The 20,444-nt window shown below is 44.6% G+C and carries 15 protein-coding genes and 1 other RNA gene; 7 read left to right on the forward strand and 9 right to left on the reverse strand.

The features are described 5' to 3' along the window. Nucleotides 1-24: 24 nt before the first annotated feature. The 5 genes from CIK89_RS06435 to CIK89_RS06455 all read left to right on the forward strand — a co-directional run bounded on the left by CIK89_RS06435 (nt 25) and on the right by CIK89_RS06455 (nt 4,079). Nucleotides 25-1,254 carry a TolC family protein gene (locus CIK89_RS06435; RefSeq protein WP_094390570.1) on the forward strand — a complete coding sequence of 410 codons (1,230 nt, stop codon included), beginning with the start codon at nt 25-27 and terminating at the stop codon, nt 1,252-1,254. A 188-nt stretch (nt 1,255-1,442) separates the two neighbouring features. Further along, nucleotides 1,443-2,306 (forward strand): RNA polymerase sigma factor RpoD/SigA, encoded by an 864-nt coding sequence (locus tag CIK89_RS06440; protein ID WP_094390571.1) that lies wholly within the window; start codon nt 1,443-1,445, stop codon nt 2,304-2,306. Nucleotides 2,307-2,311: 5 nt separating this feature from the next. Next, nucleotides 2,312-2,737, forward strand: coding sequence for a hypothetical protein (locus CIK89_RS06445; RefSeq protein ID WP_144007364.1), 426 nt, complete (start codon nt 2,312-2,314; stop codon nt 2,735-2,737). An 18-nt stretch (nt 2,738-2,755) separates the two neighbouring features. Further along, nucleotides 2,756-3,117, forward strand: an RNA gene (gene rnpB / locus CIK89_RS06450) — RNase P RNA component class A. A 41-nt stretch (nt 3,118-3,158) separates the two neighbouring features. Further along, the gene (locus tag CIK89_RS06455) at nt 3,159-4,079 is read left to right on the forward strand and encodes a TIGR01212 family radical SAM protein (RefSeq protein ID WP_094390573.1); all 921 of its coding nucleotides are present in this window, start codon (nt 3,159-3,161) and stop codon (nt 4,077-4,079) included. Nucleotides 4,080-4,465: 386 nt separating this feature from the next. On the opposite strand, the gene CIK89_RS06460 is transcribed toward CIK89_RS06455, so the two are convergent. Continuing rightward, nucleotides 4,466-5,263, reverse strand: coding sequence for a hypothetical protein (locus CIK89_RS06460; protein WP_094390574.1), 798 nt, complete (start codon nt 5,261-5,263; stop codon nt 4,466-4,468). Between the two features lie 176 nt (nt 5,264-5,439). On the opposite strand from CIK89_RS06460, the gene CIK89_RS06465 reads away from it, so the two are divergent. After that, nucleotides 5,440-6,702 carry a DUF4861 domain-containing protein gene (locus CIK89_RS06465; protein WP_094390575.1) on the forward strand — a complete coding sequence of 421 codons (1,263 nt, stop codon included), beginning with the start codon at nt 5,440-5,442 and terminating at the stop codon, nt 6,700-6,702. Here CIK89_RS06465 and CIK89_RS06470 read toward each other — a convergent pair. Next, on the reverse strand, nt 6,684-7,703 hold the full coding sequence (locus CIK89_RS06470; protein ID WP_094390576.1) for a glycosyltransferase family 2 protein: 1,020 nt from the start codon (nt 7,701-7,703) through the stop codon (nt 6,684-6,686). The two genes, CIK89_RS06465 and CIK89_RS06470, sit on opposite strands and share 19 nt — an antisense overlap. Nucleotides 7,704-7,741: 38 nt before the next feature. After that, on the reverse strand, nt 7,742-9,124 hold the full coding sequence (mtaB, locus tag CIK89_RS06475; protein ID WP_094390577.1) for a tRNA (N(6)-L-threonylcarbamoyladenosine(37)-C(2))-methylthiotransferase MtaB: 1,383 nt from the start codon (nt 9,122-9,124) through the stop codon (nt 7,742-7,744). Between the two features lie 858 nt (nt 9,125-9,982). Here mtaB and CIK89_RS13670 point away from each other — a divergent pair. Then, complete coding sequence (locus tag CIK89_RS13670; protein WP_173824964.1) at nt 9,983-10,147, forward strand: hypothetical protein; 165 nt, start codon at nt 9,983-9,985, stop codon at nt 10,145-10,147. A gap of 107 nt (nt 10,148-10,254) precedes the next feature. Here CIK89_RS13670 and CIK89_RS06480 read toward each other — a convergent pair whose 3' ends face one another. From CIK89_RS06480 to CIK89_RS06505, 6 genes are all read right to left on the reverse strand, one after another. Further along, on the reverse strand, nt 10,255-11,916 hold the full coding sequence (locus tag CIK89_RS06480; protein ID WP_094390578.1) for a putative transporter: 1,662 nt from the start codon (nt 11,914-11,916) through the stop codon (nt 10,255-10,257). A 300-nt stretch (nt 11,917-12,216) separates the two neighbouring features. Continuing rightward, entirely contained in the window at nt 12,217-13,653 is a 1,437-nt protein-coding gene (locus tag CIK89_RS06485) for a DUF6057 family protein (RefSeq protein ID WP_094390579.1), read from the reverse strand. Beyond that, on the reverse strand, nt 13,650-15,119 hold the full coding sequence (locus CIK89_RS06490) for a PD40 domain-containing protein (RefSeq protein ID WP_094390580.1): 1,470 nt from the start codon (nt 15,117-15,119) through the stop codon (nt 13,650-13,652). Before CIK89_RS06490 ends, CIK89_RS06485 begins: the two co-directional genes overlap by 4 nt. 158 nt (nt 15,120-15,277) lie before the next feature. Then, entirely contained in the window at nt 15,278-17,530 is a 2,253-nt protein-coding gene (locus CIK89_RS06495) for an endo-1,4-beta-xylanase (protein ID WP_094390581.1), read from the reverse strand. A 31-nt stretch (nt 17,531-17,561) separates the two neighbouring features. Further along, nucleotides 17,562-18,602 (reverse strand): DUF5627 domain-containing protein, encoded by a 1,041-nt coding sequence (locus CIK89_RS06500; protein ID WP_094390582.1) that lies wholly within the window; start codon nt 18,600-18,602, stop codon nt 17,562-17,564. A gap of 32 nt (nt 18,603-18,634) precedes the next feature. Further along, complete coding sequence (locus CIK89_RS06505) at nt 18,635-20,434, reverse strand: RagB/SusD family nutrient uptake outer membrane protein (RefSeq protein WP_094390583.1); 1,800 nt, start codon at nt 20,432-20,434, stop codon at nt 18,635-18,637. Nucleotides 20,435-20,444: the final 10 nt, after the last annotated feature.

A 20,444-nucleotide genomic window follows, 5' to 3' on the forward strand; every position in this document is an offset into this window, starting at 1 on the left:
ATATATATTAAAGAGTAAGACACTATGCGACACATCATCCTCACAATAATGGGTACGATAATAAGTGGTGCTGCCATGGCACAAATGCGCCACCTGTCACTTCAAACATGTATTGACATGGCGATGAAGCAGAGCCCGACAATACGTATGGCAAACAAACAAGTGGAACGGGCGCAGGCATTGCAAGGCACGGCATGGGACTTGGAAAAGACAGAGCTGTCGCTTTCGCAAGACCCTACATCGGGAGGTAGTCCTGACAACGCACTGTCGGTAACGCAGACTTTCGACTTTCCCACAGTATATATTGCCCGACGTCAACAGTTAAAAGCTGAGACACAAGCCGAAAGGAGCAGACTGGAGATGGAACAAAAAAACGTGGAGGCTGCTGTGGCTTCTGCCTATTTCCAACTGGTTTATCAGGAACAATGCCTTCGTAACCTAAGAAGACAAGACAGCATCATGACACGCTACCGTACCGTGGTGCGCCAACGTATGGAGGCTGGAGAGACAGGCAGACGTGAACTCATCAATGCAGAACGCTTACAGCGCGAAAACCAACTCGACATCGTAAAAGCTGAAAATGAGGCTGAGAATGCTCGATTGCAACTGATGCAGGTGATTGGCACCGATGAACCCATCACTGCCGCAGACGAACTGTTAACTCCCATAGAATTCGTCCTACCGGCCTATAACTATCAACAAACTCCAGAAGGACGGTTCTCCAACGACAAACTGCAAGCTGCTGAACGCCAGGTGAAGGTAGAAAAAAGCGGTTATGCCCCATCCCTCTCACTCTCACTACGCAATCAGATGGTTATCTCTTCATGGAATCCCTACAACGAAGATCGTAGCAGATATGACGGTGGAAACTTCATGGGCTTTGAGGTTGGTGTAGGCATTCCCTTGTTTTATGGCGCTACCAAAGCACGCGTCAAGGCTGCTAAAGCTGAGCGCGAACAATTGCAAATACAGATTCAACAGGAAGCACAACAACGTGAATCTCAATACAACGCACTATTGAGCCGTTGCAATGCTGCACGGCAACGAGTGGAATACTACGCCGAAAACGGTTGTCAGTGGAACGATGAGATGGTGAGACTTGCCACAGCTGAATACGAACAAGGCGAAATCGGATATGTAGAATATGTAGGCATACTGAAAGATGAAATCGATGTCTATCAGAAACGCGCAGAAGCCATCAATGAATACAACCAAACCGTCATAGAACTACAGCGTCTGTGCGGTACTAAATGATATTTACCACATCTATTCTTCATAGACAAACATCCTTTGTCCATAGACGAACCAGTATCCTTGCCCCCCATGATCCAAGAACAAATCAGGGAGCAAGGATACAAAAATATTATAAAAAGAGGTTTTTTGTTTTGGTCTTTCGAAAAAAATACTATACCTTTGCAAAATACACCAAACCAAAAAAACCTATGAGACAGCTGAAGATCAACACATCCATCACCAACCGAGAGAGCGAATCTCTCGAGAAGTACTTGCAGGAAATCGGTAAAGAAGAACTGCTAACAGTAGATGAGGAAGTGGAATTGGCACAGCGTATTCAGAAAGGCGACAAGCGCGCTTTGGAGAAACTGACAAGGGCCAATTTACGTTTCGTTGTTTCAGTAGCCAAGCAATATCAGAACAGAGGACTATCATTGCCCGACCTCATCGACGAGGGCAATATAGGACTCATCAAGGCTGCTGAAAAATTTGACGAGACACGAGGCTTTAAGTTTATATCTTATGCCGTTTGGTGGATCAGACAAAGTATCCTGCAAGCCATTGCAGAACAGAGCCGATTGGTCAGAATGCCACTCAATCAACAAAGTGCGTTGAGCAGAGTGACCCATGAGGCTAATAAGTTTGAACAAGAACACGAGCGGAAACCATCGTCGGAAGAACTGATGCAGCTTGTTGATTTGCCGCAGGATAAAATTGACGAAGCGCTCAATGCTCACACATGCCATGTATCGATGGATGCTCCATTTGCCGATGGTGAAGACAGTAGCCTCATCGACGTGATGGAAGATACCAACTCACCGATGGCTGACCGAGAACTCGTAAGAGAATCGCTGCGAGCAGAAATAGAGAATGCGCTGAAAACACTCTCCAACAAAGAGCGCTCTGTAATAGAAGCCCTCTACGGTATCAACTCACCAGAGATGACCATGGAAGAGGTGGGTGAAAAATACGGTCTGTCCCGCGAACGTGTCAGACAGATTAAGGAGAAAGCCATTAGGAGGCTACGTAATAATACGAACAACACGATGTTAAAATCATATTTAGGACAATGAAAACAATGACAAAAGCAATATTATTGCTTCTCATGGCGCTAACCATGCCAATGGTAGTCAACGCCAAAAACATAAAGACTCCGAAAGTCTATATCTTTGGATTTTCAGCTTCTTTCCAAGATTCCACCATCTACATGACCGATGTGCAGGAAATCACCAACGTCTGGATAGAAAGCAAAACAAAATTTCTGTTGGGCAGAGAACACTACTCACGCCAACTCAACGAATACCTCACAGCACAACAACACCCCAATAGGGTTTGCTTGGTAATATTTGCACTCAAAAGAGAAGATGCAGAGAAGAAATATCTCAAAATGAGAAAACAATACACGTCGAAGTCGAAACGCAAATACGATATGAAGTATCTCAATACCAACGACTTCAAATTCTCTACAGTCAATCTTGACATAGAAGAAGAACCAAAGAAATAAACGCAGAAAAGATAGTAAACAGTGTTTCGGTCTGCCGCTGGCATCAGCAATGGTGCGAGAGGAAAGTCCGGGCAGCATAGGACGTCCCACTTCCGAAAACAGAAGCAGTTGGCGACAGCTGGATATGGAAGAAGAGAATGACCGCCCGCAAGGGTAAGGGTGAGAAGGTGGTGTAAGAGACCACCAGCCGACGGGTGATCGTCGGGCTGTTCCATCTGGGAGCTGCAAGTTCACGTAAACCATCGTCTGAGGGTTGTCCGCCCGAGTAACAACGATGGAGGGTAGAATGCTAGAGACGTAGGGTGACCTGCGTAGTAGATAAATGGCAGACGCCTTGCCTTGGCAAGGAACAGAACCCGGCTTACAGAAACACTGTTTACTCTTTTTTTTATATTCTTTACTTTCCTTATCTTCCTACAACATGCGCTACAACTCCTACAGTACATGGATACGGCAACAGTTTCCATTTCGCGTACAGAAGATTGCCGTTGATGCTGGTTTCTCTTGTCCCAACCGAGATGGACACATCAGTACAGGAGGGTGTATCTTCTGCGACAACCGTACCTTCAATCCATCATACTGTAATCCTGAGAAATCCATCACTACACAACTGGAAGAGGGAAAACAGTTTTTCAGTCATAAATATCCGGATATGAAATATCTGGCATATTTTCAAGCGTACTCCAACACTTATGCAGATATAGACACACTGAAACGCCGCTACGAGGAAGCTCTTGACGTAGAAAACGTGGTAGGACTGGTCATCGGCACACGCCCAGACTGCATAGACGCAACAACACTCAACTATCTGGAACAACTGAACCAACAGACCTTTCTCATCGTGGAATACGGCATCGAGTCTGCCAACAACACCACGCTGCAACTCATCAACCGCGGACATACTTTTGAGACATCATGTCAAGCAATCAAAGCAACTCATGACAGAGACATACTTACTGGTGGGCACGTCATATTGGGACTTCCTGGTGAAGATGAGACAGAAAGCATGCGCCAAGCCGATTTGATATCTGCCCTACCACTCGACTTATTAAAAATCCATCAATTGCAAATCATTAAAGGCACACCATTGGCACGCCTATACCAACAAAATCCTTTTCCGCTCTATACCGTTGATGAATACATCCGTTTGGTTACAGCCTATTTGGAAAGACTAAGACCTGACATCGTGGTAGAGCGTTTCGTGTCGCAATCGCCAAAAGAGATGAAGATTGCCCCACAATGGGGATTGAAAAACCATGAGTTTACCGACCGCCTTCTAAACTATATGACGAGGACAAATGCCCAACAAGGCCGGCTCTATCATGCACTCGGATATCAATAAGGTTTTATGACTGGCAATAGTCTTATGAACAATTGGGGATTAATAGCAATCATTATATGAGGGTATCAGCCCCGTTTTTGAAGCACCCAACGCTGAGTATATATTTACACCACATTATCTTACACCCATTACAGTATTACAGTATTACAGTTTTCAAAAAGCAAAAACAATGGGTTTCCAGCATTTTTGCCAAGCAAAAACATGAAAAATCCATTATATAAGCCTAAAAACAGTTTTCAGAAACTGTAATACTGTAATACTGTAATGGAGCTAAACGACAAATATTAGCACAATTTCTTTACATAAGATTCTCAAAGAAAAGGGCACAAATAAAAACTATGGGATTCTAAAGTACAAAGGGCAACCATCTAAAGAAACGTGGTTGCTCATTCCACGATAGCATCGTGACTGTTGAGCAACTGCTGAATAGACTTGTGTCGATTAGACTTCATATAGCGATCTATTGCATCAACTTCTGGATTACGAAAAGCACGCCTTCCAACAATCTGATTAGCAACCCATTGAATTTTTCCAGCACGCAGCTCACGATGTATTTCCGCTTTGGTCAAGCCATCAGGTGTTGGGAACATACTCAAAATATAGAATGCCACACAATCGGGAACTATCATCTGACGAGTCATCATCGCACGCTGCGCGTCAGAATAATGCTGCAGATAAAATGGATAGTCGGCACCTAAATACTTATCGAGCGAGACACCAACCATATTGCTATCTACTACTATGCTCTGGTCAAAAGAACCAATCTGAGTATAGATGGTAGGAAGCACGATATCGGGAAACTCTTTTCTCATGCGCTTGAAAGCCTTCTGCAAGTCATGCGACACATCATCAAGACTGGCAAACTCCACCTGTACATCTGCCAACAAGCGCTGAAGCGTAGAATCGCAGAAGAAATGGCGGAAACGTTGGTTGATGCCAACATCATTCACATGGCCTATATGCAACACATCCTCTATCAACATCCGAGTTTGACCAGGATAGTCGGATTGCATCTGCTGCAAAGCGGAATAATCGCCAGTGGTCAGATAAAGCATCTCAATACGATCATATCGGTCTATCAACGACTGGTCATGCCCCATTTCAGTATCGCCCGATTTCAGGCGCCACTCGCAACCGAGGCATATCAGCATCACAACCGACAAAAGTATATAAGTTTTCCGCATTGATATAAAAAAGGCCGTCTTTGTAATATTATATAATGTTAAAATACACCGCAAATTTACTAAAAAATATTTTATATTCCAAGTTTTAAGCAAAAAAAAGATAAAAAACAAGGTAAAAAGGCTAATTTTGCACAAGAAAAACTAATCAGAAAACAAACATAAGAGATTTTCGGTATATGAAACGTGAAATAGCAACTATTGCCCTCTGTGGCTTGTCTTGCTGTGTACTTATGGCACAGAAACAATTAGACATTACTGTAAAAAACACCATGAAGACGGAGCGTACCGCCCAACCCATCGTGATTAATCTTGCTCCATACGGTACTGACATCCGTCAAGCCATCGTTAAAATGAACGGGCAGGAAATTGCATCTCAGCTGGACGACCTCAATGGTGACGGCTGTTACGATGAACTCTGTTTCATGGCAGATATGCCAAAGAAATCTACGACAACCTACAACGTAGAACTGCTCAACAGCGGAAAACCAAGAAAATACAAGTCTCTGGTGTATGCTGATATGATACTGCTCAACAAGAAAGTAAAGTCCAACAACGAGCAAAACCTGTTTATCAGCAGTCTGACCGTTGAGAACGGCACAAACCCTTACTGGCAGATGCATCACCACGGACCAGCCTTTGAAAACGAGTTAGTGGCTTATCGCATCTATTTCGATCATCGTCAGACCGTAGATCTCTATGGAAAATACCGTAAGGGACTGGAACTGAAGGAAACACAATTCTACACCAACAAGCAGCAAAAGGAGGCAGGCTATGGTGACGACGTACTCTGGGTGGGTAACACATTTGGACTGGGCACTATGCGCGGATGGGACGGACAGCAGCCTACCCTGTTGGAGGATGTGGATCATCGCACAGAACGCATCATCAGCTACGGGCCCTTACGCACGATAGTAGAAGTGGTGGACGATGGTTGGAAAGACAAAACGGGCAACAACGCTTTCCATCCCTATCCTATAACGATGACCACACGCTACACGCTCTATGCTGGTCGCCGAGACTGCCAAGTTGATGTATTTTTCAGACAAGCAGTTGCCAACCATCAATTTTCTACAGGTATCATCAATATAAAAAACTCAACGGAATATTCCGATCATGAGGGACTACGCGGTTGTTGGGGTTCTGACTGGACGGTATCTGCCAAAGATTCTGTAGGTCATAAGCGCGAAACAGTTGGATTGGGCATTTGCCTTCCCATGAAACATGTTGTGAGCGAACAGCCTGCCAACAAAGACAACTATCCTTATGTCATCGGCGGTATCGATAAGGCCATGCGCTACTATATCACGTTCGGTTCTGACAACGAGAGCTTTGGCTATCATTCTGCCAAAGACTGGTTTGACTATCTCCAGTTGTGGAAGAAAGACCTCATGAATCCCGTTGTGGTAACGGAAAAGCTCCGTCAAACAAAATCCGAATAACGTTTGCGCCCTTTGGCATAATACTGCCAAAGAATACTAAACGTACAAGTATCCGTCAGGCTGGCAGAAGTTCTGCCGGCCTGAATTGTTTTACGGTCTTCTGCAAAATCCTTACGCCAACGGCGGAAGGCATGGCGTGCACGATAAACAGCCAGGAACTCGCTGACATTACGGTCAAGCAGGAGCGACTTCCATGCAGCCACATAGTCAAGCACCCAACGTATCAGCATCACCTTGTGAAGCTGTTTATCGGGCAGACATTTATAAAGCATGGTAAGATTATTGCGGAAATTGAGGAAGGTCTTCATGGGATTGCCCTTAGGGAGCGTTCCTCCTCCCACATGATAGACGTAACTCTCTGGCAAGCAATATATCTTTCGTCCGCTAATACGCAATCGCCAACAGAGGTCGATTTCCTCATTATGCGCAAAGAAACGACCGTCAAGTCCGCCCACAGCCCAATAGTCGGCAGAACGAATCATCATAGCAGCACCTGTTGCCCAATGTATTTCCTGCCGGAAATCATATTGTCCGTTATCCTGTTCTACCGTCTCGAACACACGTCCGCGACAGAAGGGATAACCATAACAGTCGATGAAACCTCCGCTTGCTCCAGCATACTCAAATCGGTCGCGGTCATAGATGGAAAGGAGCTTAGGCTGACAGGCTGCCACTTCAGGATGTACATCCATAAACTCGATAAGGGGTGTCAGCCAATGATGGGTCACCTCAATATCAGAGTTGAGCAGCAGATAATACTCTGCGTCTATCTGTTTCAACGCTTTATTGTAGCCTTCAGCAAATCCCCAGTTTTTATCAAGAGGAATGGTTCTGCACGATGGAAACTCGCTGGCAAGCATAGCGAGCGATTGGTCTGTCGAGGCATTATCTGCCACATAAATTACAGCTTCATCCTTGGAGTATTGTAGAACGGTAGGCAGATATTGATGCAACATTTTCTGTCCGTTCCAGTTGAGAATAACAATTGCCAGTTTATCCATCTTTTGCGGGTTGTGATATTGAGTTGTGATGTTCTTGTTTATTTTAATGTAACACGTAGGGCACTATGATCGTGATTGAAGTCGCCAAGTCTGACGGTCATCAGCTGGTTGTCATATTCCTCACGTGCTTCTGCGGCAGGAAGTTCCACACGAACGTAGTTTTTGGTGAATCCATGCATGGCTTTGCCTCGTGGTGCCTTTTCAAACAGAACTTCGGCTGTAGTGCCAATAAACTGGCGATAGAAATTTTCGGTCTTCTGATCGGAGAGTTCCAACAGTCTTCTACTACGCTCACGCTTATCTTGATCGCTGACCACATAGGGAATGGAGAGTGCCGATGTTCCAGGACGTTCTGAATAAGGGAACACGTGAAGCTGGGTAACATCAAGCGATTGCAGGAATTCAAATGTTTCCTCAAAGCATTCTGGTGTTTCGCCTCTACACCCCACCATAACATCCACGCCGATAAAAGCTTCAGGTGTTACTTCCTTGATGCGATGTATCTTATCGGCAAAGAGTTGACGGTCGTAATGGCGGTGCATCAATTTCAATACCATATCACTTCCACTCTGTAGCGGTATGTGATAATGGGGCATGAAAGCACGACTCTGAGCACAATAGTCGATGAGTTCATCGCTCATCAAGTCGGGTTCAAGACTACTGATACGGTAACGTGAGATTCCTTTCACTCCATCCAATGCCTTAACCAAATCTACAAAGCTTTCACCGGTAGTCTTTCCAAAGTCTCCGATGTTCACACCAGTCAACACAATTTCCTTGCCGCCTTCGGCAGCTGCCTGCTCTGCTTGTTCCACCAGAGAGGCGATGGTTGGATTGCGGCTGAAGCCACGTGCGTATGGAATGGTACAATAGGTGCAAAAATAATCGCAACCATCCTGTACTTTCAAGAAATAGCGAGTGCGATTGCCTCGTGAACAACTGGGTGCAAAACTCTTGATATCTTTGGTTTTCTGCACAAAATAGTGGCCTTCTCCGGATTTAGTCTTTTCATCCTGCCCATCGGAAACAGAAATATCGGCTCCACCCAACACTTCACCCCATTTCTCTGAGAGAAACTGGATGAGTTGCGCCTTCTCGTTAGCACCAAGCACAAGACTTACCCCTTCTATTTCACTCACCGTTTGAGGTTTCAACTGAGCATAACACCCCGTAACGACAACAAAAGCACCAGGATTCTGGCGCACCAAACGATGAATTGCCTGACGGCATTTATGGTCGGCAACCTCCGTAACAGAGCATGTATTAATGAGACAGAGGTCTGCCCGTTCACCTTTCTGTGCTGTTGTCACTCCCATATCATGGAGCATCTTTCCAAAAGTCGATGTTTCAGAAAAGTTCAGTTTACAACCCAAAGTAAAATAGGCGGCTCGTTTTCCTTGAAATGCCGATGTATCAATCATACCTTATTTATATATATTACGTTTTCTCGTGCAAAGGTACGATTAAGTGAGAAGAATACAAAAAGAAAATTAAGTTTTTCTTTTGGATTATCGAACGTGAGTACCTAAGACCGACAGGTCAAAGGTACGATTAAGTGAGAAGAATACAAAAAGAAAATTAAGTTTTTCTTTTGGATTATCGAACGTGAGTACCTAAGACCGACAGGTCAAAGGTACGATTAAGTGAGTAGAATACAAAAAGAAAATTAAGTTTTTCTTTTGGATTATCGAACGTGAGTACCTAAGACCGACAGGTCAAAGGTACGATTAAGTGATTACTATACCTATCTTATACCGTCGGGATGAGTTCGGGATGTCTTCGGGAACTCAGTTCCCATAAGGCACACAGCCTATTTACCACGTCAATCCCAAGTAAGTCATAAGTAAATCCCAAGCAAGTCCCATAACTGACGGACGATAATAGGAACACGATGGGAGAACAAAAGTAAGTAAGAGAGAGACGCAACCTACACAAAACTGCTACTACAGGGATAGTAAAAAGCGATATAAACGGCGCTTTCTTAGTTGATGATTGGCCTAAATTGCCCATAGAACGGCAATTTAGAGGCAAATTGGGTAAAAGACAATGTGCTCAAGTAAATGCAAAAAACGGGTTTTTCGCTGTTTTTTAAGAAATGCGCCAAGATTATCCAAATTTTAACATTTCGTATATACCTGTATATCAACACTTTGCGAAAAAGTTACAAAACAACACTAAAAAAAGTCTTAAAAAAAAGAACAACGTATTGAAAAAATGCCTACCTTTGCAACGTTTTAATAAACAAATGATTGTTTTACAGATTTAAAAAGCAAAGAAAAATGAAAAAATTGGTATTTATGTTCGTAGCTATTGCAGCTATCTCTTTCGCATCATGTGGTAACAAAGCTCAGACTGCTGAGGTTGACACCGATTCTGTAGCTGCTGTTGACAGCGTTGCTGACAGCACTGCAGTTGATAGCGTTGCAAATGATAGCGTAAACTAATTCGCTACGAATTGAGAGAAAAAAGCCGCTAGACGAGAGTCTAGCGGCTTATTTTTTGTCCTTATGCAACAAAAGGGGAAAGTTCTACTTCACCTTTCCCCTACGTTCTAAACCATAAACATGATAATCACCTGAGCAATTATCACTCTTACAAACATACCGAGAGGATAAACCGAAGTATAGGCCACGGCAACATGTTCGCCCTCAATGGTCTCGTTGGCATAACCCAACGCCATGGGGTTTGCCATCGAACCACAGAGCAGACCACATATAGTACCGAAATCAAATTTCTTGGCCTTCAGGGCAATAATGCCTATGATAAGAAGTGGAAGCATAGTAAGCAATAGACCAACTCCTACCCACAGTAAACCTTCAGGACGTATGATGGTTGCAAGGAAATCCTTACCGGCAGCCAGGCCCAGACAGGCCAGATAAAGCGAAAGTCCCAACTTGCGCAACATGAGCGACGCCGACCGCGTAGTATAACTAATGAAATGTACACGAGGTCCCAAGGCACCTATCAAAATTCCCATAATAATCGGACCACCGGCAATTCCAAGTTTCACAGGAGTACTCATTCCTGGAATAGAAAACGGAATCATTCCTAAGGCAAGTCCCAACAGTAATCCGAAGAAGATGGCTCCGAGATTAGGTTCGTTGAGCACTTGTACTGCGTTACCTAAGAAAGCTTCTGCATGGTCAAGATTATCTGGAGTACCAACCACGGTCACTCGGTCACCATATTGCAAATGGAGAGCATCGGTAGCAAGCAGTTTGATATCGCCACGCATCACACGACTCACATTAACCCCATAAGTCTGTCGGATATGGAGTGAACCGAGCGTTCTACCATTGAGTTTTACTTGTGTCATGACAATTACACGACTCTCCACCGATGAATCTATAGAGTTCCAGTCTATCTGCTCCCTATTCCAGTCTTTCACTACGCGTTTACCAAAGAGAATATCCATGGCAGACACCTCATCACGTTTAGTCACCACAAGCACATTATCACCTATTTGTAATTCGGTAGAGGCAATAGGTACTATCACACGGTCTCCACGCCATATGCGCGAGATAATAAACTGACGGTGTGTCATCTGCGATATTTCAGCAATCGTTTTACACGAAATGGCAGGATTCACCACTTCATACTGCCCAACAAATGTCTGGTCTTCATCATCTTTATTATGAGGTTGCAAATCTTCCGGTTTGACAAAGAATTTTCGCAACAGAATCATAACAAATATCACACCAACCACACCAAGCGGATAGGTCACAGCGCAACCCAGTGCAGCACCACTATGCGACAGATGGGCATTGGAAAGTGCCTGTTGGGCTGCACCAAGTGCCGGAGTATTGGTGGTAGCACCACAGAGGAGTCCGACCATATCAGGTACTGAAATGGGCAATACCAGACATAACGATAGCGCCATGACCGTGCCAAGCGCAATTACTCCCATACTCCATATATTGAGTTTCGTACCTTCGTGACGCATCATACCAATAAAGTTGGGACCCACATGCAGTCCTAAGGCATAAACAAATAGCGACAAGCCGAATGTCTCAGCAAATGTCAGCATTTGTTCGTCAGCAGAAAAATGCAGGCTTCCTGCCACAATACCTATAAAAAACACAAAAGCCATGCCTAGCGAAATGCCTCTGATATGAATTTTACCAAGGGCAAGTCCTAAAGAGGTAATGAGCGACAGCACCACTACAGTCTGTACTGCTGAGTGTATAGTAAAAAGACTTTCAATCCATTCCATTTCTTGTTGTTCTTTTAACGAGTAGTTTTCTTATTTATTCTCTGTTTCTTGGTATTCCATACGCTATTTTCCCCCCATATCTATTCTGCCTCACAATAATCAAGGCATGGGTGAAAAGAATTCTTATGCAAAGATAAACAAAAAGTTTGAATTACTCAACATTAAGCCTCAAAATACCAATAAGAACTGGTACGAATGAAAAAATAAATACAAACCCCAAATCGGTCATCAGAAAAAGTTGTCTTGCGAATTCTAACGACCGATTTGGGTTAAATACAATCTAAAACTTCATATACTCTTTTAAAAGAAATATGCCCAGAAAGAATTAGGGAGCAAGTTGGGAAGTTGCGATTTCTGTCCACTGTTGAGCAGTTTCATCACATTCTGAAAAGCATCCTGCGTCTGCTGACTAATCTTGTAGAGTTGCATCACCTCGGGTTCTGAGGCCGCTACCAACATCAATGCCTGCTCATAATAGGCAGGAATAGGTTCTCCGTGCGCATATTGTCGTTCAGCAATAACCTTAAAGGCTGGATAAAACTGATTACCGTCTTTATTGGCCAATAGAGCGCAAAGCAGCACATCTGCATATTTCCGTTCTGTCGGATAGCGGTCTGCCATAGCTACCATAGCTACCAGAAGATCAGCAGAATAGAATTGATCCAACCGTTGTTCATAGTCGGGCTTAGCATTTTTAATGGCTTCCAACTGCGGACGACGTTCTTCTGCCCATGACTTCATCACGGTCGAATGACTCAATATATCAAGGTATTTCTTTGCCAACGGATAGTTTTTTATTTCCAAATTGGTTACTGCCAACCGTCGAAGTACATTAAAACTGGTACCGAAGGTTGATAGTATCTGCTGTTGAAAACTCTGTCTAACAACCTCATTGGGCATATTCATCGAACGGAAAAACAGGCTATTGAAATGGCGGCAGAGCGGTTCGTCATGGTCTTTGAAGATAAAGTCATCCGCAGATGTCACGCCATAGAGGAACATCTCTTTGTTCAAACGTCCCTTCTCTATCAAAGCCAGTAAGGCAAATCGTCTGGCTATAAAACTCTCTTGTGCAACCCCAGGAGGTATAAGTTCCAGTATTTCATCCCATTGCCGGTCTTCTGCAAGACATTCCAACTGACAATAGAACGCATGTATATTGTTGGATTTATCTTTATAACCAAGTTGATAGACCGAAACCAATAAGAGCATTAACGTGGCCACCACAGCCACATAACCATTCGAGATAAATGACGGGAAATGGAATATTCTGCGATTTTTTAGTGTTAGGATGAATACTATCAAGGCTACGCCCCATGAAACCAATACGGCAGTAAGTGTCTTGTCCAATTCATTATCCCAGAACTGGCTGCCCACAACATAGACCACAGGAATCATGGCTATCCACAAGAGTTTACGCGATTCCTTGAAAAGGCGCACCACAACAATAGCTGCAGCCAGAAACACCATGACAGGAAGCAATGCCTGAACAGTAGCACCTACTACTGGATAATAATAGAACTGTATCAGCCAGGCTCCAACAACCTTCAACACGTCTCCTGGCATTACCGCACCAAGGAATATCATGTCAGACGAAGAACTATAGAAAGTATAATTCTCCATCCATTTCAGGACATAATAAAAATTATTATACCATACGAGCCAAAGGCTTACAAAGAGAGCAAGGGCAGACAAAGCCATTGCCACAGATGTTGATATTTTGGGAATTTTCATCATTGTATCAGTTTATCGGGACAACGAAATAGTTCTACTACCTCTTGGGGCATTTCCACCCTGCCATCCACAAAGTCAGGAATATTATATGATTTCAATCGCAGCGTATTGCTGCGCGGATCTTTCTGTGGCAACAAGAAAGGCTTGTGTGCCTTGCCATTAGCATCGAGGTAACCGAAATATACACGAGTATAACGACCATCAAGACGCCGGCTGGCAATCATTGCCCATCTGCTATTGGCAGACCACGCATGATAGCTATCTGTCTGATCCTTTGCATTCCACGCATCCACATCCACAGGTTTACCCGTAGTTAAATCTATCATTTTCAGGTCAGCCTCGTTGTGCCAAATAGGAAATGTGCCATAGTCCGCCAAAGTAAACAACAGGTATCGACCATCGGGAGAGATTCGTGGGAACGAAGCACTTCCTCCTTCCATACGTGCATTATATAAGGTATCGACCTGTTCTCCCAACAGTCCTGTTTGACTGTCGAAAGCCACGCGCAGGATAGAATAATGCATCTCCTTGCGCTCATCAGGAAGTTTCTTGGCAGGTGCCGAACAGAAATAGAGCCACTTACCATCGGGTGACCAAGCAGGGAAGGTCTCCATTCTTTCTTCATTGAGAAAACGATTGTCTGCAGTCACCTGATTCTCTTTAGTATCATACAATATCAAGTCTGAGGCACGGTCATAGACTTCTAGTGGCTGACGCCCCTGACCGAAGAAGGTTTGGTTGGTGGTGTTCGATGAAAAAGCGATGTATCTGCCTTCGGGATGCCATGCAGGATAGACAGCACCTTTCTGTGGTCCCATTTTCTTTGGATCCACCTTTTTCAGTTGCCCCTGATCAAGAATTATTGTGCCACCATTCTCTCCACGGGCATGAAACATCATGCGTTTCGCTGAGCGTCGGTCGAAATGATGACAGTTGATGCAAGCACTTGTTGTAGTTTTATTAGATACGATCTCGCGCTCACAAAAACTACCAAGCTCACGTTGGTAGATGCCCATGAATTGCCATGCTTCATACCCCGGTTCTATCAGTCGATAGGCAATCCAAGGATCAATACTATCCTTTGCCACAGAAATATTAAATGGACGATAACCGATACCATCTGGATGCTTTTCATCCCAGACAGCCACCTCTACCTGCATTTTCCTTCCAACTGTCTGTTGTAACAGGTGTTTCCAGTCGTCTTCGGGAATATCAATAACTTCGTCGCCATACACAGCCAATAATTCCTTTTCCGCCACAAGGAAACGCGCCTGAATATGTTCAGCTCCTTCTATCATGAAGTTGAGTGGTGCGATATTTGATGGAATAGTCACATCAGTATAATCGGGAAAAATGCTGGGCAGCGCTTGGCTTTGTTTTGCAGGTTTACGCATACCGCCACACCCCATTAGGAATAGCAGGAAGCAACAAGCCCCCACCCCAATAATCATTTGTTTTAAATCATTCATCTATCCATAGTTTTAGACATGCAAAGATACTCAATTTTTGTCAGATAAGAGCATCTTTACACCATAAAAGTAGATAAACAAACGAGGACCGTGTCAGAGACACAGTCCTCGTGCCGGATAAACACGTTATCCTTGAAGTATTAATAAAAACTAGTTTCTTATTCTACGGTGCCTTTGCCAGCCAGACCGTCAGCATAACCAGCATAGCAATGTTTGCGGTTGTAGTTGCTGTCCCAAAGTCCAACAGGCTCGCCTGGACGCCATCCACTGTTGGCAGGAGCATCGGTAATACACCAGTTGGTGATACCGTATTGCTGTGCAGCAGGCACATACTTGAAGTATGCTGCAATAACATTCTTGTAGTATTCAGACATCTCTCTGTGTTGCTCATCAGTAAGATCCTGTGTCTTCAGCTTGTTACCGTCTGCATCCACATAACCCAGATCAAGTTCAGAGATCTTCACGAGTTTACCTGAAGCTGCAAGGATTTCGAACATCTTCACAATGTGCTGGAACTTCGAGTTGCGTGTAGCCTCGTTAGCATAGTAAGAGATGTGCATCTGCGTACCGATACCATCAATCTTAGTACCGTCTTTCTCCCATTCCTCAATCCACTTCACGAGCGAATTAGCCTTCATATTATCATCCCAATCAGACTCGAGATTATAGTCGTTGATGAAGAGTTTCAGTTCACCTTCACCACCATTCTCAGCGAAGCGCTGACGAGCCAGTTTCACAGCGGTGCGCACATAGTCAACATCACCGAGGTAATCCTGCCAATAGAAGTTGTTGGCAGCATCTTTCTCGCTCACTGTACCACGAGTAGCCGACTGCAAGTCATACTTGCCATCACCATCAAGGTCATCACCAGCAAGAGGCTCATTGACAACGTCCCATGATGTAACATAGCCGTTGGTTGCCTTCATCATACCAGTAATCCACTGATCCATAGCCCAAGTCAAGGTATCCTTCTTCTCTTCATCGGTGAGTTCAATCTTGTTGGTTTTCTCCATTACGCCCCAATGTACGTCAGCGAAATAGTAGTCAACAGCGTGATCAACCTTACCTATGTTGAGATTGAAGGCAATGGAGTGCATGGGGTTAGCATCTGTAACCTGTGAGGGGATGGTTCCTGTCATCTCATACTTCTGCCACTTGGTAGTAAAGTTGGGATTGGCAGGGAGACAAGCCCAGTGGATATAACCGCCAGGAGCACCGTGACACTGAGTAGCAGAACCGATGTTCTCGGAAGCCTTGTAGTAGAATGAAATCTTATATTGGTCACCAGCCTTCCAATTTATCTTTGGAGTATAGATGAAGAACTGAGTATCCCATTCATTTGCAGCATTAGCATTACCATGGATTACGATGCAGTTCTTACCTTCTGGACCTCCGGCAACAGCTGTTGGAGTGAATTGCCCTTTACCAGCTTCAGCCACCACAAAGTTATCCATTGACTTACCGCTTTCCATTGCGCCATTGGTGATATAGTCTTTGAAGACTTCCATTACAGGAGATTCAGAGTGAGTAATCTGAACGTTCTTGATATAGATGGAACCTACAAACTGACCAGTCTGACAGAGAACAAATCCACCATCGGCAGTGGCCACAAACTCTTTCTCAAACTCTTTCCATTCTGTATCGAAACCGAAAGAGCCTTCTGCGCGACCACCCCAGCCGCCAACGCCCCAACTCATGGTACCTTGACCAGTAGCCTTGATAGTCATCTTCAACTTATAGGTATTACCAGCAACAGTGGGCAGACCATCAGCCACATGATACTGAACCTTCCAGTTGTCAATAGCTTTAGCGTTGTCAATCTGAAGAGCACCTTCTACGGTGTTAACCTTGATATTGGCCTTTACCTCATCTGGAGCCCAGAAATAATAGCCAGGGGCAGTACTCCAATCTTTCTCATAGTCAATCTTATCAACCTTAGCATCTGGATCCACCTCAATTTCCTTGGCAGCTATAATACCTTTGAGATAGTTATTGTTCTGCTGTGCATGCCAAGCCAGCGTATGACCATAGATGGTAATACCATTTTCTTTAGCGTTGTTGACAAAGGCTTCAACGGTACCGAAGTCCATCTTGCCATCATCTTTCACACATGAAGCGTACTTCATAGCGTTGCCCGCAGTCATCTCGTCATAGTTAGAGTTGGCCAAACGGGTCACCAGACCGTCAGCATTATAGTCAGAGGCAGCCAAAGCCACACCCAACTTGAAGTTGGGGTGCTCTGAACGGTTGACGTATGTTTTTAATGCGTCGTAGTCTGCAAGATATTCCATGCCTGCAATAGAGGCTGGTTTTTCGAAAGCATAGCCCAGCTTGTCGTCATCGACACACGAAGTGGCGAGAGCGGCAGTAGCCAGCAGCATAGCTCCTAAAATCTTGTTTGAATGTTTCATACTTTTGTTATTGTTTATATCAGAAACCTAATTACTTTTCGAAGGCGAACCAATCGGATTTCACACCACGGTCGCGAACAACTAATGTATCCTTGGTAGCACACTTGATGCCGCTATACTCAACGGTGTAGTCAAGATAGAGCACATCGCGGTCTTTACCACCCCAACTGTTCTTATCACCTTTATCAGCATACTGACCTGTACCAGTAGCAGTTACACCTTCTACATTCGACGATACGGTACAAGTACCGTTGCCATCGAAGTCGAGTTTCAACAAGCAATCAATATTGTTGCCGGCATTATCCTTTGCAGGACGATCCCACTGTACACTATTGATACCAAGAGTCTTAAACTGGTTGAGCACTACTTCGTCCTTCTCTACGAATCCAGCATGACGTACAACTGTTCTACCGTCAGCGTAGTTATCAACACCACGACGCAGATAGTTTGACTGGTACTTGCTGATATATTTCACAGCATAGAGCACGTAGTTCTTTGGAGCCACATCCCAGTCACCAAGGTTGGTTATTGAAGGATTCTCAATACCTTCTTTGGGTTTACCAGAGAGGATACTGTCAACACCCACAGCGCTAACCATCTTCACTGGAATCACATAGTTGAGTTCAGTAGCTTTAGGATCGTTGAAGAAATCATCGGTCAACTGTACAGTCACACCACCGATCACCTTACCTTTAGGGATAACGATCTGATTGGCAGCAAGTTTATAATAGTTGGAAGGCATAGCCACTACAGGCTGATCTGTGCCCTTGAACTTCATACCGTCGCAAAGCGAGTTGTCAACAGCAATCTGGATAATCACATCGTTTTTGTTGTCATACACACCACCCATTGTGGCAATGATCTGACACTGGTGGTTATTGTCCAGTTTGGTATCATACTCAGGATCTTCACCCAGAGTAATGGTACGGATAGGGTTCTGTTCCCCCTGATAAGCGAAATAAGTTGTCGAATATTCGAAATCGGGGAAATCCCAATCGCCATTCTCACAAGAAGTAGAGGCAAGAGCCAGAACCCCAAGGGCAACCATCGCTTTGATATTATTCATTTTCATTGTTTTTCAGTTTTTATTAATAATGTCATTGATTACCAGCCCTTATTCTGTTGGAGCTGATCATATTTCAGGGTCTCACTGTAAGGGATAGGACCCCAGTACATATAGTCTTTGTATGAACGTGTTTCTACGTCAACCACCTCATAGTGTGCGGGGTCGCCAGTAATCTTCATACCTTTGACAGTCTCATTCAAGTCTGCCTTCCAACGACGGAGATCCCAGAAACGGAATCCTTCGAAGCAGAGTTCTATACGACGCTCGTTGTGAATCAGTTCACGCATCTTATCTTTATCGGCAGCACATTCGTTCAGATAGGGGTCGTCAACGTTGGCACAGATGCCAGCACGTTCACGGATAGCCTTCATCACATCGTATGCTGAGAAGCCCATACGACTGTCTCTTGGTCCCCATGCCTCATTAGCAGCCTCAGCAAATCCGAGGAAGAATTCTGTGAAGCGCATGAGTGGTTTGATGTGGTGTTTACCCTGCTTTGAAGTAGGATTACAGTTTACATCACCATTGAGAAGTTTACGCATGTAGTATCCAGTACGTGTTGACTCACCATCCTTCTTGTCCATAGCATTGTTGTCAGTACCATCGAAAGCAGTAACGATTTCCTTGCCACCAAACATAGACTTGTTCAGCACAATGAACTTAGCCAAACGTGGGTCGCGGTTTGCGTATGGATTCTGAGCATCATAGTTTGCTGCAGCAGCGCTGATGGGATAACCGTTTGCCATGGGGAAAGCATCGACGAGGTTCTGTGAAGGATTGATACGACCTTTACCAAACATAGTTGGTGGGAAGTTATTCTCCTCCATGCCAGAGCTTTCGCCAGCATTAGTACGCCAGAGCCATTCATTAGTATTCTGACCATTAGCGAGGTTCTTCAGAGCGTCGGCATTGGTAAACCAGTCATCACCCTTAGGATCGAGTTGTGAGACAGGATTAGAACCTAAATATTTGCAAACGTCAGCCATAGCCTTGGCAGCTTGTTCCCAGGTCACACCTGAACCTTCTGCAAAAGCAGGACTGGCTGCCAAGAGGTAAGCCTGTGCACGTACAGCTTTAGCAATGCGTGCGCTCATACGGTTCTTTGCAGTCACACCAAACACACGGTTGTACTGCGAAGCAGCAGCACCGAGTTGCTGGTATTTGGCAGGCACATCACCATCAGCATTGACGTCACCATATTCTTCAGGCAGCAATTCCACAGCCTTATTCACGTCGGCATCAATCTGAGCGATACACTCTTGGAATGTGTTACGTGGATAGTTGAACTGTGAATTCACATTCTCAGGCTCAGTCAGAATGGGCACACCCAGCAGTTTGCCATCTTCTGTCCATCCAGCGTGAGCACGGAGCAGGTGATAGATATAGAGGGCGCGCATACCATAGGCATCACCTTGGAAACGCATCTTATAGAGTTTTGACGAAACTTCGTCAGCTGCCCAAGTCACGTCCTCAGAAGTTTTGAGGAACAGGTTGATATACTGCATAGAGGCACGCAGATGCTGCCACTGGTCGAGAGGATTATTGTCCTTGCGCCATGCACCGCCTGCAATTTTACGGAATCCGTTGTTCACATCGTTTGAAACAGCATCGTCCGTAGCGGTTTCCGACCAAGGATAGCTCTCACCACCGTTACCCAAAGGATTGCTGATATAGGCATGTGCCAACAGTCCGGCAGCCCATGAAGGCATTTCCTTCAGGTCTTCCTCGCCTTTAAAGTTCTCTGGAGCTGGATTGAACAAGTCATCACAGCTGGTCAACGAGAGCATCAAAGGAGCTATCATTGTTGAAAGTATTGCTACTTTTTTGAATGTTTTCATTTTTCTTTGA

Origin of the sequence: Prevotella sp. P4-119, assembly GCF_002251345.1 — a bacterium.
Lineage (GTDB): Bacteria > Bacteroidota > Bacteroidia > Bacteroidales > Bacteroidaceae > Prevotella.